Source organism: Agromyces cerinus (assembly GCF_016907835.1).
Taxonomy (GTDB): Bacteria; Actinomycetota; Actinomycetes; order Actinomycetales; family Microbacteriaceae; genus Agromyces; species Agromyces nitratus.
This window is the reverse complement of the sequence record NZ_JAFBCT010000001.1, coordinates 2,281,775-2,294,353: the sequence shown is the minus strand read 5'-3', so window position 1 is coordinate 2,294,353 and position 12,579 is coordinate 2,281,775. Positions and strand designations below refer to the sequence as shown.

Here is a 12,579-nt window from a genome sequence, read left to right as displayed (position 1 = left end):
CGCGGATCGTCCCACTCCGGGCATTGCCTCGGCTATCTCGATATAGCTAGAGTTCGAGGATGGAACCGCTCAGTCGCATCACCGATGCCACCGTCGACGTGCTGCGGGCGCTGCTCGACTCGCACGGCCCGGTCTGGGGACTCGCCCTGGTCAAGGCCTCGGGCCGCCCGGCCGGCAGCGTCTACCCGATCCTCGAACGACTTGAGCGGGCGGGCTGGCTCGCGAGCGAGTGGGAGCAGGATGCCTCGCGCCCGGGCCCGAGACGCCGGTACTACACGTTGAGCGATGACGGCGCGGCGGCGAGCCGGCAGGCGATCGCCTCGCGGTCGACCCGCACGTCGGCCGGGTGCGCCGCGACGGCGACGACGGCGCCCGCCGTCGCGGGCGGACTCGCATGACCGGGCGGATCGCCCGGGGCGGCCTCGCCGTGGCCGTGCGACTGCTGCCCGACGCCCGGCGCGAGCGCTACCGCGAGGAGTGGGCGGCCGACCTGCGGGACGCCCCGGCCGCGGGCGTGTCGACCGCACAACTCGTCGCCGGCGCGTTCGGCGTCGTGCTGAGGGCTCCGCGCTCGCCGGAGGCGTTCGGGGTGACGCAGGGCGCGCTCGCCGGCCGCCGGCTGCGCTGGGCGGCCGCATGGTCGATGGCCGCGGTGATGCTCGCGCTCGGGAGCTTCTTCACTACGCCGTTCCTCGACGGCGGTGCGTTCGGCGACCTGCGCTCGGGCGTGTTCGTCGTCGTCGCGCTCATCGGGGGCGTCGGGCTGGTCTGGCTCGCCGCTGCGATGCACGGGCTGCTCGCGTCACGCGCTCCCGGCTTGCGCTGGGCGGTCAGCCTGGGCGTCGCGGTGCTCGCTGTGCCGGTGCTCGCGGTGCTGAGCGTCGCGCTCGTGCCGGCGATGATGCTCGGCGGAATGCTCGCGGGCGTGGCGATCGCCATCTTCGCCGCGGCGCTCCCCGCCGAGACCGATCCCGAACTCCGCCGTACCCGGCCGGGGCTGCCTGCGCGCCTCGGCACTCGTGCGACGGCGTTCGTCGGCGCGGTCGTCGTGCTCGGCGGCGCCGCGTTCGCCGTCGTGCATATCCTCGTCTGGAACCCCCAGTCGAAGGTGCCGGCACTCTCCCTGCCCGAGATCTACGCGCAGATGGCTGATCGCGGAGAGCCCGCGGGCCCGTCCGTGGCATACGCTCTCGTCTGGGCTGCGACGTGGGTGCCGCTCGGCCTGCTGTTCCTCGCGACGGCCGCCTTCGGCAACCGCGGCATCCTCCGACGCCTCGACGCCCGCCGCATCGCCCGCGCGAGCCTCGTCGCCGTCGTCGGCATCGGGTTCACGCAGTGGGTCGCCGGGTTCTCGATGGGCATGTCGATCGCCGACACCTTCGCAGTGAGCGGCGGCGACAGCGCGGTCAGCGGGCTGCTGCTGACCGCTGCGGCGACTGTCGCCGGTGTCATCGTGGCGCTGCGCGTGCTGCCGCCGGCATCCGTCGCCCGCTCGGCCCGCGCGATCGCCTGAAGCGCGGCCGCCTGAGAGGATCGGATCATGCGGTCGAAACGTGCGGTGCTCTTCGACGTCGACGGCACGCTGATCGACGCGATGGCGGGTCAGCGGCGCATCTGGCACGAGTGGGCCGAGCGATTCGACCTCGACCCGTCGGTCGTGTACGAGACGGCGATGCGCACACGGCCGATCGAGACCGTGGCCGAAGTGCTGCCGGGGCGCGACCCGGCTCCGCTCGTCGCCGTGTTCGAACAGCTCGAAGACGTGGAGGCCGAGCACGGAGCGCTCCACGGCATCGACGGAGCCGCGCTGCTCCTCTCGTCGCTCGAGCCGAACACGTGGGCTCTCGTGACCTCGAACGCCGAGCGGCGGGTGACGGCACGGTTCCGTCGCCTCGGGTTGCCGTTGCCCGAGGTCATCGTCGACAACCGGGCGACCACCGCGGGCAAGCCGTCGCCCGACCCCTACCTGCTCGCGGCTCACCGGCTCGGAGCCCACCCGCATGACTGCCTGGTGATCGAGGACGCTCCCGCGGGCGTCGCCGCGGGGCTCGCCGCCGGCATGGCGACCTGGAGCGTGAACGGCGAGGCGCCGGTCGCCGGCGCCCATCGGCATTTCCGCCGGCTCGCAGACGCGTCGGCCGACATCATGGGCTTCCTCGCGGGCCATGGCGTGCACGCGACATCCGCCTGACGTAGCCGGCTGCAGACGACGAAGCGCCCCGCGGATCGGCGGGGCGCTTCGTGATTCGCTGAGGCTCAGGCCTGCGGCGGACGCGTCATCGAGAGCAGGTCGAGCGCGGTGTCGAGCTGCTCGACGGTGAGGTCACCGCGCTCGACGTAGCCGAGGTCGATCACGGCTTCGCGCACCGTGATGCCCTTGGCCACCGAGTGCTTCGCGATCTTCGCGGCGGCCTCGTAGCCGATGAGCTTGTTGAGCGGGGTCACGATCGAGGGCGACATGCCTGCGAGGGCGGTCGCACGCTCGACGTCGGCCTCGAGGCCGTCGATCGTCTTGTCGGCGAGCACGCGCACCGAGTTGGCGAGCAAGCGGATCGACTCGAGCAGTGCCGTGCCCATGACCGGGATCTGCACGTTGAGTTCGAAGGCACCGGATGCACCGGCCCACGCGATCGTCGCGTCGTTGCCGATGACCCGTGCGCAGACCATGAGCACGGCCTCGGGAACGACGGGGTTCACCTTGCCCGGCATGATCGAGGAGCCCGGCTGCAGGTCGGGGATGCGCAGTTCGCCGAGGCCGGTGTTCGGGCCGGAACCCATCCAACGGAGGTCGTTCGAGATCTTCGTGAGGCTCACGGCGATCGTGCGCAGCGCGCCCGAGGCGTCGACGAGTCCGTCGCGGTTGGCCTGCGCCTCGAAGTGGTCGGCCGCCTCGGTGACCGGCAGTTCGGTCTCGGCCTGGAGCAGCGAGATGACGAGCTGCGGGAACCCGGCCGGAGTGTTGATGCCGGTGCCGACGGCGGTGCCGCCGAGCGGGACCTCGGCGACGCGGGGGAGCGCCGTGCGCACGCGCTCGATGCCGAGGCGGATCTGGCGGGCGTAGCCGCCGAACTCCTGGCCGAGGGTGACGGGGGTCGCGTCCATGAGGTGGGTGCGGCCCGCCTTGACGACGCCGGCCCACTCGACGGCCTTCGCCTCGAGGGCGACGGCGAGGTGGTCGAGCGCGGGGATGAGCTCGTCGATGAGCGCCGCCGTCACGGCGATGTGCACCGAGGTCGGGAAGACGTCGTTCGACGACTGCGAGGCGTTCACATGGTCGTTGGGGTGCACCGGGCTGCCGAGCTTGCCCGTCGCGATGGTGGCGAGCACCTCGTTCATGTTCATGTTCGAGGAGGTGCCCGAGCCGGTCTGGTACACGTCGACCGGGAAGTGCTCGGTGTAGCTGTGGACACCCGCGATGACCTCGTCGGCGGCGTCTTCGATCGCCTTCGCGATGGCCGGGTCGAGCACGCCGAGCTGCGCGTTCGCCTGCGCGGCCGCCTTCTTGATGCGGGCGAGTGCCTGGATCTGCTGGGGCTCGAGACCCGCGCCGGAGATGGGGAAGTTCTCGACGGCGCGCTGCGTCTGCGCCCGGTAGAGGGCCGATGCGGGCACCCGCACCTCGCCCATCGTGTCGTGCTCGATGCGATAGTCGGCGGCGTTGTCCACCACGGTGTGTTCCCTTCGATGTGCTTGCCGGATGTCCCGGCTGATGCCGCTCGTTCGTTCGGCGTGAGCCGTCAGACCGAGCCGACGACGATGTCGGTCTCGACGCGACCCTCGAAGAGTCGGTAGTTCGCTCCGACGATAGCCAGCGTACCCGCTGCGATCGCGTCGCTGATCATCTCGGAGGCGGCCACGAGCTCGGTCACGGTGTTGCGCAGGTGCTCCCGGCCGACGAAGCCGGTGTCGACGTGGGCGGGGTCCACCGGCGCGTCTGCTGCGCCCCCGGCGACCTTGCGCACGGCGGGGACGATCTTCTCGACGAGGCCGGCGATGTGCACCGGCAGCGGGGTCGCGTCTTCGGCCTCGGAGTCGATGGCGGCGCGCACGGCACCACACTCGTCGTGCGCGAGCACGATGACGAGCGGCACGTGCAGCAGGCCGACGGCGTACTCGAGCGACCCGAGCGACGACGGGGTCACGACCTGGCCGGCGTTGCGCACCACGAAGGCGTCGCCGAGACCCACGTCGAAGATGATCTCGGCCGCGAGGCGGGAGTCGCTGCATCCGAAGATCGCGACGAGCGGGCGCTGCGCGTGCGCGAGCGATGCGCGGCGGTCGACGTCTTGACGCGGGTGGAGGGGTTTTCCCTCCACGAAGCGGGTGTTGCCGCTGCGGAGCTCGCGCCACGTCTCAGCCGGAGTCTGCGGACGATCTTTCGGCTGCGTGGTCACGTGGTGCCCTTTCAGTCCTGCGCCTCGATCGTCGGCGTGAGCGCCGACGCGAGCGTCTCGAATTCTTCGGGTGTCGCGGTGCCGAGCAGCACGAAGGTGCTGCCGCCCGCTTCGGTGGTGAGGCCGTAGCGGGCGTTGCCGACGTCTTCGGGGGACTCGCGGTTGTCGTACACCGTCCACTCGACGCCGTCGATGGTGGTGGTGTCCACGGCGAGCGTGCGGGCGAGCAGCCCGGCGACCCACGTGGGGTTCGCGTCGAGGCCCTGGTAGAGCCCGATGAATTCGTCACTCGGGGTCAGGTAGCCGACGTACCACGCGGTCACGTCGTCGGCCTGGCTGACGCGGAGCTCGGCGGCGTTGGCGCGCCAGCCCTCGGGCAGCTCGGGCACCGCGAGCGGGTCGACGCTCGCGGCCTGCGCCTGCTCGGCGAGGGATGCCACGTCGATGTCGCGCTCGATCGGAGTGTCGCTGCGGGGCACGAGCAGCACGATGACGAGCATGACCGCGAGGCTCGCGCCGAGCGCGAGCAGGAGGTTGCGCAGTGTCTGGCGCTGGCGGTGCTTGAGGGAGTTCTCGGCCTTGCGGGCCGCCGTCTCTTCGGGGGTCTCGGGCCGGCCGAGCTCGGCCACGACCCGCGGTGCACGCTCCGCCATCAGCGGTCGCCGCTGTCGTCGGACGCGGCGCGCGAGGCGCCGCCGCGGGCCGCCTCGAGGCGGGCCTTCGCGCCGATGAGCCACTCCTCGCAACGGGCGGCGAGGGACTCTCCGCGCTCCCAGAGGGCGAGCGACTGCTCGAGCGTCGCCGAACCCTGCTCGAGCTCGCCGACGACCTGCACGAGTTCGTCGCGCGCCTGCTCGTAGCTCAGCTCGGAGACATCGGTGGTGGAGGGCATGGCGTCCATTCTATTCGGCGTGCTCGTGAGCTTTATTCAGCGGCGAGGTCGTGCACCGAAGGCACGGCGCCGCGGGAGACGGCGGCGAACGCGCCCTCGGCGAGCGTGACCGTGACCTCGGCGCCATCGGGCGCCCCGGCGGGGCCGCGCACCACATGGCCGTCGGCGCCCTGCACGATCGCGTAGCCGCGGTCGAGCGTGGCCTGCGGCGAGAGCGCTCGCAGGTGTCCGCGCAGCTCGGCGACGCGGTGGGTCTGCCGATCGATCGTGCGCTCGACGAGCTCGGCGCCGCGAGCCACCCATCGGGTCAGGTCTTCGGCGCGGCGGTCGACGATCCATGAGGTCTCTGCGAGCGCCGGTCGCGACCGCAGGTGACCGATGCGGTCGATCTCACGGGAGAGGATCGCCTGCAGCCGCATGCCGAGCCGGGCACGGGCCTGCTCGACCCGCACGAGTTCTTCGTTGACGTCGGGCACGACGCGCTTCGCGGCATCCGTCGGGGTCGAGGCCCGCAGGTCGGCGACCTCGTCGAGCAGCGGCCGGTCGGCCTCGTGCCCGATGGCCGAGACGATGGGGGTGGATGCCGCGGCGGCCGCTCGCACGACGCGCTCGTCGCTGAAGCCCAGGAGGTTCTGGAAGTCGCCGCCGCCGCGGGCGATGATGATGACCTCGACCTGCGGATCCGCGTCGAGTCGCTCGATCGCCGCCACGACCTCTGGGACGGTGCGATCGCCCTGCACGGCGGCGTGCACGACGCGGAACTCGACGGCGGGCCAGCGCAGCTTGGCATTGCGCAGCACGTCTTTCTCGGCGTCGCTGTCTTTGCCCGTGATGAGGCCGACGACGCCCGGCAGGAACGGCAGGCGTCGCTTGCGGTCGGCATCGAACAGCCCCTCGGCCGCGAGCTGGGTGCGCAGCCGCTCGAGGCGTTCGAGCAGGTCGCCGAGGCCGACGTGCTTCAGCTCGAAGACCTGCATCGAGAGCGAGCCGCCCTTGACCCACCAGTTGGGCTTCACGAGCGCGATGACCCGGTCGCCCTGCTTGAACTGCTCGTCGAAGCGGGCGCGCACCGACGACCAGACCTGGAACGAGAGCGTCGCCTCGGCGTCGAGGTCTTTCAGCTTTCCGTAGACGTTGCCGCCCGAGACGCCCCACTGGGTGATCTCGCCCTCGACCCACACCGTGCCGAGCCGATCGATGTACGCCTTGAGCTTGCCCGAGAGGAGCGCGACCGGCCACGGAGCTTCGCGTGTCGCCGGTGCATCCGTCATGTCTGGCCTCCCAGCCGTCTGCCCGTGTCAGCCGCGTAGGATGGGCACCGTGACGAGCACTACGGAAACCCCGCGAATCGGCCTTGGCATGCCCCGAGTTCCGGGCGTGCGCGGCCGGCTCAAGGATAACCCCGTCCCCGGACAGAAGCGGGTGCTGCTCGCCGCACCGCGCGGCTACTGCGCGGGCGTCGACCGTGCCGTGATCGCGGTCGAGAAGGCCCTCGAGCACTACGGCGCCCCGGTGTACGTGCGCAAGCAGATCGTGCACAACATCCACGTCGTCACCGAGCTCGAGGCGCAGGGCGCGATCTTCGTCGAAGAGGTCGACGAGGTGCCCGAGGGCGCCCACATCGTCTTCAGCGCGCACGGCGTCTCGCCGGCCGTCGTGAACGCCGCCGCCGACCGCGGCCTGCACGCGATCGACGCGACCTGCCCGCTGGTGACCAAGGTGCACCGGGAGGCCGTGCGCTTCGCGCGCGACGACTTCGAGATCCTGTTGATCGGCCACGAGGGCCACGAAGAGGTCGAAGGCACGGCGGGTGAAGCGCCCGATCACGTGACGATCGTCAACAGCCCCGACGACGTCGACAACATCGAGGTGCAGGACCCCGACAAGGTCGTCTGGCTCTCGCAGACCACGCTCTCGGTCGACGAGACCATGGAGACCGTGCGCCGCCTGCGCGAACGCTTCCCGAATCTTCAAGACCCGCCCTCCGACGACATCTGCTACGCCACCCAGAACCGCCAGGTCGCGATCAAGAAGGTCGCACAGGATGCGGAGCTCGTGATCGTCGTGGGCTCGGCCAACAGCTCCAACAGCGTGCGCCTCGTCGAGGTCGCGCTCGAGTACGGCGCGAAGGCCGCCTACCGGGTCGACTACGCGAGCGAGGTCAAGCAGGAGTGGCTCGACGGCGTCGAGACGGTCGGCGTGACGAGCGGGGCGTCCGTGCCCGAGGAGCTCGTGAAGGAGCTGCTCGACGCACTGTCCGACGCGGGATACGGCTCGGTCTCCGAAGTGAAGACGGCTGAAGAGGACCTGATGTTCTCGCTGCCGAAGGAGCTGCGCAAAGACCTGCAGGGCAACCGCGACGAGCGTGCGCTCGGCGGTCGGGCGCGCGCGCAGCGCTGATTCGGCGAAGGATGCCGCGGCCGCGCGTTCAGCGGCCGGTGGACCCGCTCAACCGGTGACGGTCGTCGGCCAGCCACTCGCGTTTCCGCCGTCGGCGAACATCGCCGTATTGCGCCGGATTCTCGCGCATCGGGGGATGGAGTGAGCGCTCACTCCGCGTAGTATCGCCCGCATGACCTCGAGTACCGAGCGTGCGACGCGCGCGAAGCCGATGCCGGTCGAGGAGCGTCGAGCGGCGATCGCACGGGCGACCCTGCCGCTGCTCGTCGCCCACGGCCGCGACGTCACGACCCGGCAGATCGCCGACGCATCCGGGGTCGCCGAGGGCACGCTGTTCCGCGTGTTCGACGACAAGGAGGCGATCATCGACGCGGCCGTCGAGCACTTCCTCGACCCCGAGCCGTTCCGCGCGGCGCTCCGCAGCATCGACCCGTCGCTGCCCCTCGAGCTGAAGGTCGAACTCGTGCTCGCCCGGTTCCTCGACCGTTTCAGCGGCATCTTCGGGGTCTTCGCGGCCCTCGGAAACCGACCTCGACCACCCGCGCAGAACCTCGAGATCATCACGGGCATCTTCGACGAGCTGCTCGCCCCCGACCTCGAGGCGCTGCGCGTTCCGCCCGCCCAGGTCTTCAAGTTCGTGCGACTCGTCGCGTTCTCGTCGGCGATGCCGCAGTTCGGCCCGACCATCGGGCTCGACACCGACGAGCTCGCGCACCTCATCGTGCACGGCATCGCGACATCGGCGGGCGCACCCGCGCCGGCGGCATCCGCTGCCGTTCTCGAACCGACCATCCAGACCGCTCCGACCAGCCCGATGGGAACCACTCCATGCTGATGAAACTGCTGCGCCGGCACCTCCGGCCGTACTGGGCGCTGCTCCTCGGCGTCCTCGTGTTCCAGCTCGCGCAGTCGATCGCCTCGCTGTACCTGCCGACGCTGAACGCCGACATCATCGACGACGGCGTCGCAAAGGGCGACACCGGCTTCATCATCTCGACGGGCGGGGTGATGCTCGCGATCACGCTGGCCCAGGTGGCGTGCGCCATCGCGGCCGTGTACTTCGGCGCGAAGGCGGCGATGGCCTTCGGCCGCGACCTGCGGGTCGCCGTGTTCCGCAAGGTCGCCGACTTCTCGGAGCAGGAGGTGTCGCGCTTCGGCGCCCCGAGCCTCATCACCCGCTCGACGAACGACGTGCAGCAGGTGCAGATGCTCGTGCTCATGTCGTGCACGATCCTCGTCTCCGCGCCGATCCTCGCGATCGGCGGCGTCTACATGGCGCTGCGCGAAGACCTCGCACTGTCGTGGATCATGGTCGTCGCCGTGCCCGTGCTGCTGGTCTCGGTCGGGCTCATCATCAGTCGCATGGTGCCGCTCTTCCAGTCGATGCAGAAGCGCATCGACGGCGTCAACCGAGTACTCCGGGAGCAGCTGACGGGCATCCGCGTCATCCGCGCCTTCGTGCGCGAGGGCGTCGAGAGCGAGCGCTTCGACGAGGCGAACGACGCCCTCACCGACACCGCGCTGAAGGCGGGGCGCCTCTTCGCCCTCGTCTTCCCGGTCGTCATGCTCGTGCTGAACGTCTCGAGCATCGCAGTGCTCTGGTTCGGGGCGTACCGCGTCGAAGACGGCTCGATGCAGATCGGCTCGCTCACCGCCTTCCTCAGCTACCTCATCCAGATCCTCATGGCAGTGATGATGGCGACGATGATCGCGTTCCTGCTGCCGCGCGCCGCCGTCTCCGCCGGCCGCATCGGCGAGGTGCTCGAGACGGCGTCGAGCGTCGTCGATCCCGCGCAGCCCGTCTTCACGCTCACCGCCCCCGGCACGGTGGAGTTCCGCGGCGTCGACTTCGCCTACCCCGGCGCTGAGGAGCCCGTGCTGCACGACCTGAACTTCGTCGCAGAGCCCGGCCAGGTCACGGCGATCATCGGCGCCACCGGCTCGGGCAAGACGACGATCGTCAACCTCGTCGCGCGCCTCTTCGACGCGACCGGAGGCTCCGTGCTCGTCGGCGGCGTCGACGTGCGCGAGCTCGACCCTGAGGTGCTCGGCGCCCAGCTCGCCCTCGTGCCGCAGAAGCCCTACCTCTTCGCCGGCACCGTCGGCTCGACGCTGCGCTACGGCGACCCCGAGGCGAATGACGCCGAGCTCTGGAGCGTGCTCGAGACCGCGCAGGCGCAGGACTTCGTCGCCGCGATGCCCGGCCAGCTCGAGGCGCCCATCGCGCAGGGCGGCACGAACGTCTCGGGTGGCCAGCGACAACGACTGTCCATCGCGAGAGCCCTCGCGAAACGACCACCGATCTACCTGTTCGACGACTCGTTCTCGGCCCTCGACACGGCGACCGACGCCCGCCTGCGCGCCGCCCTGTCGCGCACGGTGTCCGAGGCCACGATGATCGTCGTCGCCCAGCGCGTCGCCACGATCGTCGGCGCCGACAAGATCCTCGTCGTCGAAGACGGCCGCATCACGGCGCAGGGCACCCATGAGGAACTGCTCGCGAGCTCCGAGGCGTACGCCGAGATCGTCGAGAGCCAGCTGAGCGTGGAGGAGGCGGCATGAGCGCGTCGCAGGGACAGCCCCAGGAGCCCGCCGAGTCGCAGGAGGCCCCGGCAGCCGAGGAGACCCCGGCCGCCCCGGCTCGCCCGGTCGGCCCGCCGCGCCGCGGTCCGATGGGCGGCGGCGGCCCGATGGGCGGCATGGGCATGCCCGCCGAGAAGTCGATGAACTTCTGGCCGTCGGCCAAGCGCCTGCTGCGCCGGCTCGAGCCCGAGCGCGCCCTCGTGGTCGCCGTGGTGCTGCTCGGCGTCGTGAGCGTCGTCTTCTCGGTGCTCGGCCCGAAGATCCTCGGTGAGGCCACGAACATCATCTTCGAGGGCTTCCTCTCGTCGCAGATGCCCGCGGGGGCCACGCAGCAGCAGGTCGTCGACGGGTTGCGCGCATCGGGTGACACCCAGCAGGCCGACATGGTGTCGTCGATGAACCTCGTGCCCGGCCAGGGCATCGACTTCAGCGCCCTCGCGACCGTGCTGCTCTGGGTGCTCGCGCTCTACGTGCTCGCCTCGCTCTTCGGCTGGGCGCAGGGCTACGTGCTCAACGGCGTCACGCAGCGCACCGTCTACCGCCTGCGCCAGGAGGTCGAGGAGAAGCTCCACCGCCTGCCGCTCTCGTACTTCGACAAGATGCAGCGCGGTGAGCTGCTCTCCCGCGTGACGAACGACATCGACAACGTCTCGCAGTCGCTGCAGCAGACGATGAGCCAGCTGCTGACGTCGCTGCTCACCGTCATCGGCGTGCTCGTCATGATGTTCATCATCTCGCCGCTCCTCGCCGCGATCGCGCTCGTCACGATTCCGCTCACGATCTTCATCACGACCGTCATCGCGAAGCGCTCGCAGAAGCTCTTCGTCGCGCAGTGGACCCACACCGGCACGCTCAACGCGCAGATCGAGGAGGCCTACTCGGGCCATGCCCTCGTGCGCGTCTTCGGGCGCCGTCGCGAGGTCGAGCGCGGCTTCGACGACAAGAACGACCAGCTCTACGAGGCGAGCTTCGGCGCGCAGTTCGTGAGCGGCATCATCATGCCGGCCATGATGTTCGTCGGCAACCTCGTCTACGTCGCGATCGCCGTCGTCGGCGGGCTCATGGTCGCGGCAGGCAGCATCAGCCTCGGTGACGTGCAGGCGTTCATCCAGTACTCCCGGCAGTTCACCCAGCCGCTCAGCCAGCTCGGCTCGATGGCGAACCTCCTGCAGTCGGGCGTCGCGAGCGCCGAGCGGGTGTTCGAGCTGCTCGACGCCGACGAGCAGGTGCCCGACCCGGTCGAGCCCGAGGCCGCTGCCGATGCCGACGGCGATGAGGGCGCGGCATCCGGTCGTCTCGTCTTCGACGACGTCTCGTTCAGCTACGACCCCGAGAAGCCGCTCATCGACGACTTGTCGCTGACCGCGGAACCCGGGCAGTCGATCGCGATCGTCGGCCCGACCGGAGCGGGCAAGACCACGCTGGTGAACCTCATCATGCGCTTCTACGAGCTGGACTCCGGGCGAATCACCCTCGACGGCGTCGACATCACGCGCATGACGCGCGACGAGCTGCGCGGCCGCATGGGCATGGTGCTTCAGGACACCTGGCTGTTCACGGGCACGATCCGCGAGAACATCGCCTACGGGCGACCGGATGCCTCGGAGGACGAGATCCTCGAAGCGGCCCGGGCGACCTACGTCGACCGCTTCGTGCGCACGCTCCCCGACGGCTACGACACGGTGCTCGACGACGAGGCGTCGAACCTCTCCGCAGGTGAGAAGCAGCTCATCACGATCGCGCGCGCGTTCCTCGCGCAGCCGGCCGTGCTCATCCTCGACGAGGCGACCAGCTCGGTCGACACGCGCACCGAGCTGTTGCTGCAGCACGCCATGAACGCGCTCCGCAAGAACCGCACGAGCTTCGTGATCGCGCACCGGCTCTCGACGATCCGCGACGCCGACCTCATCCTCGTGATGGAGGACGGGCACATCGTCGAGCAGGGAAACCACGCCGAGTTGCTCGCCGCGGGCGGCGCGTACACGCGGCTCTACGAGGCGCAGTTCGCGGCGCCCGCCGATGCGGCGGCGCTCGTCGACCCCGAGGACGTCGGGGGACCGGGCACGGCCACCGGCGGCATGGAAGCGGTGCCGGAGGGCGCCGCGAGCTGACCGGCGCCGCCGCGACGTCCTCGCGACGCGCGGGATGCGCCTCCGACACGACGGATGAGATGTGCCTCCGACGGGGGCTTGTGCGCGCATACGAGCACGGCGAGGATGCAACCGTCAGGGCACGTCAGAACCTTCGTCCTTACACGTCATCCGGCTTTCCATCCCTGAGCGACCCGTGCGTGTCAGTTGGAGGTACCCG

The 12,579-nt window shown here is 70.4% G+C and carries 12 protein-coding genes; 7 read left to right on the top strand and 5 right to left on the bottom strand.

Annotation, left to right across the window (positions count from 1 at the left end; genetic code table 11):
- Positions 1-59 precede the first annotated feature (59 nt).
- From JOE59_RS10620 to JOE59_RS10610, 3 genes are read left to right on the top strand one after another with little or no spacing between them, the layout of a single operon-like run.
- Positions 60-398 carry a PadR family transcriptional regulator gene (locus JOE59_RS10620; protein ID WP_204460397.1) on the top strand — a complete coding sequence of 113 codons (339 nt, stop codon included), beginning with the start codon at positions 60-62 and terminating at the stop codon, positions 396-398.
- A complete protein-coding gene (locus tag JOE59_RS10615) occupies positions 395-1,513 on the top strand; it encodes a serine/threonine-protein kinase (RefSeq protein ID WP_204460396.1) in 1,119 nt (372 codons plus the stop codon). The genes JOE59_RS10620 and JOE59_RS10615 overlap by 4 nt, the downstream gene beginning before the upstream one ends.
- 27 nt (positions 1,514-1,540) lie before the next feature.
- Positions 1,541-2,191, top strand: a complete 651-nt coding sequence (locus tag JOE59_RS10610; protein ID WP_204460394.1) for an HAD-IA family hydrolase — start codon at positions 1,541-1,543, stop codon at positions 2,189-2,191.
- A gap of 65 nt (positions 2,192-2,256) precedes the next feature.
- On the opposite strand, the gene JOE59_RS10605 is transcribed toward JOE59_RS10610, so the two are convergent.
- The 5 genes from JOE59_RS10605 to xseA form a co-directional block, all read right to left on the bottom strand.
- Positions 2,257-3,669 (bottom strand): class II fumarate hydratase, encoded by a 1,413-nt coding sequence (locus JOE59_RS10605; RefSeq protein ID WP_204460391.1) that lies wholly within the window; start codon positions 3,667-3,669, stop codon positions 2,257-2,259.
- Positions 3,670-3,737: 68 nt separating this feature from the next.
- Positions 3,738-4,394 (bottom strand): carbonic anhydrase, encoded by a 657-nt coding sequence (locus JOE59_RS10600; RefSeq protein WP_179552529.1) that lies wholly within the window; start codon positions 4,392-4,394, stop codon positions 3,738-3,740.
- A gap of 11 nt (positions 4,395-4,405) precedes the next feature.
- Positions 4,406-5,047, bottom strand: coding sequence for a DUF4245 domain-containing protein (locus JOE59_RS10595; RefSeq protein WP_204460389.1), 642 nt, complete (start codon positions 5,045-5,047; stop codon positions 4,406-4,408).
- A complete protein-coding gene (locus tag JOE59_RS10590) occupies positions 5,047-5,295 on the bottom strand; it encodes an exodeoxyribonuclease VII small subunit (protein ID WP_204460386.1) in 249 nt (82 codons plus the stop codon). The genes JOE59_RS10595 and JOE59_RS10590 overlap by 1 nt, the downstream gene beginning before the upstream one ends.
- Positions 5,296-5,318: 23 nt before the next feature.
- Positions 5,319-6,557 carry an exodeoxyribonuclease VII large subunit gene (gene xseA / locus JOE59_RS10585; RefSeq protein WP_204460384.1) on the bottom strand — a complete coding sequence of 413 codons (1,239 nt, stop codon included), beginning with the start codon at positions 6,555-6,557 and terminating at the stop codon, positions 5,319-5,321.
- Positions 6,558-6,645: 88 nt separating this feature from the next.
- On the opposite strand from xseA, the gene JOE59_RS10580 reads away from it, so the two are divergent.
- From JOE59_RS10580 to JOE59_RS10565, 4 genes are all read left to right on the top strand, one after another.
- On the top strand, positions 6,646-7,686 hold the full coding sequence (locus JOE59_RS10580; protein ID WP_204463355.1) for a 4-hydroxy-3-methylbut-2-enyl diphosphate reductase: 1,041 nt from the start codon (positions 6,646-6,648) through the stop codon (positions 7,684-7,686).
- Between the two features lie 172 nt (positions 7,687-7,858).
- Complete coding sequence (locus tag JOE59_RS10575) at positions 7,859-8,521, top strand: TetR/AcrR family transcriptional regulator (RefSeq protein ID WP_204460382.1); 663 nt, start codon at positions 7,859-7,861, stop codon at positions 8,519-8,521.
- Complete coding sequence (locus JOE59_RS10570; RefSeq protein WP_204460380.1) at positions 8,515-10,248, top strand: ABC transporter ATP-binding protein; 1,734 nt, start codon at positions 8,515-8,517, stop codon at positions 10,246-10,248. The genes JOE59_RS10575 and JOE59_RS10570 overlap by 7 nt, the downstream gene beginning before the upstream one ends.
- Before the next feature lie 110 nt (positions 10,249-10,358).
- Positions 10,359-12,380, top strand: coding sequence for an ABC transporter ATP-binding protein (locus JOE59_RS10565; protein WP_204463354.1), 2,022 nt, complete (start codon positions 10,359-10,361; stop codon positions 12,378-12,380).
- Positions 12,381-12,579 lie beyond the last annotated feature (199 nt).

What these genes read in the sequence shown, in the direction of transcription:
- JOE59_RS10570 (WP_204460380.1), top strand. Translation starts at nt 8,515, where the DNA reads ATGCTGATGAAACTGCTGCGCCGGCACCTCCGGCCGTACTGGGCGCTG.
- JOE59_RS10565 (WP_204463354.1), top strand. Translation starts at nt 10,359, where the DNA reads ATGGGCGGCGGCGGCCCGATGGGCGGCATGGGCATGCCCGCCGAGAAG.
- JOE59_RS10580 (WP_204463355.1), top strand. Translation starts at nt 6,646, where the DNA reads ATGCCCCGAGTTCCGGGCGTGCGCGGCCGGCTCAAGGATAACCCCGTC.
- JOE59_RS10575 (WP_204460382.1), top strand. Translation starts at nt 7,859, where the DNA reads ATGACCTCGAGTACCGAGCGTGCGACGCGCGCGAAGCCGATGCCGGTC.
- JOE59_RS10590 (WP_204460386.1), bottom strand. Translation starts at nt 5,295, where the DNA reads ATGGACGCCATGCCCTCCACCACCGATGTCTCCGAGCTGAGCTACGAG.
- xseA (WP_204460384.1), bottom strand. Translation starts at nt 6,557, where the DNA reads ATGACGGATGCACCGGCGACACGCGAAGCTCCGTGGCCGGTCGCGCTC.
- JOE59_RS10620 (WP_204460397.1), top strand. Translation starts at nt 60, where the DNA reads ATGGAACCGCTCAGTCGCATCACCGATGCCACCGTCGACGTGCTGCGG.
- JOE59_RS10615 (WP_204460396.1), top strand. Translation starts at nt 395, where the DNA reads ATGACCGGGCGGATCGCCCGGGGCGGCCTCGCCGTGGCCGTGCGACTG.
- JOE59_RS10595 (WP_204460389.1), bottom strand. Translation starts at nt 5,047, where the DNA reads ATGGCGGAGCGTGCACCGCGGGTCGTGGCCGAGCTCGGCCGGCCCGAG.
- JOE59_RS10610 (WP_204460394.1), top strand. Translation starts at nt 1,541, where the DNA reads ATGCGGTCGAAACGTGCGGTGCTCTTCGACGTCGACGGCACGCTGATC.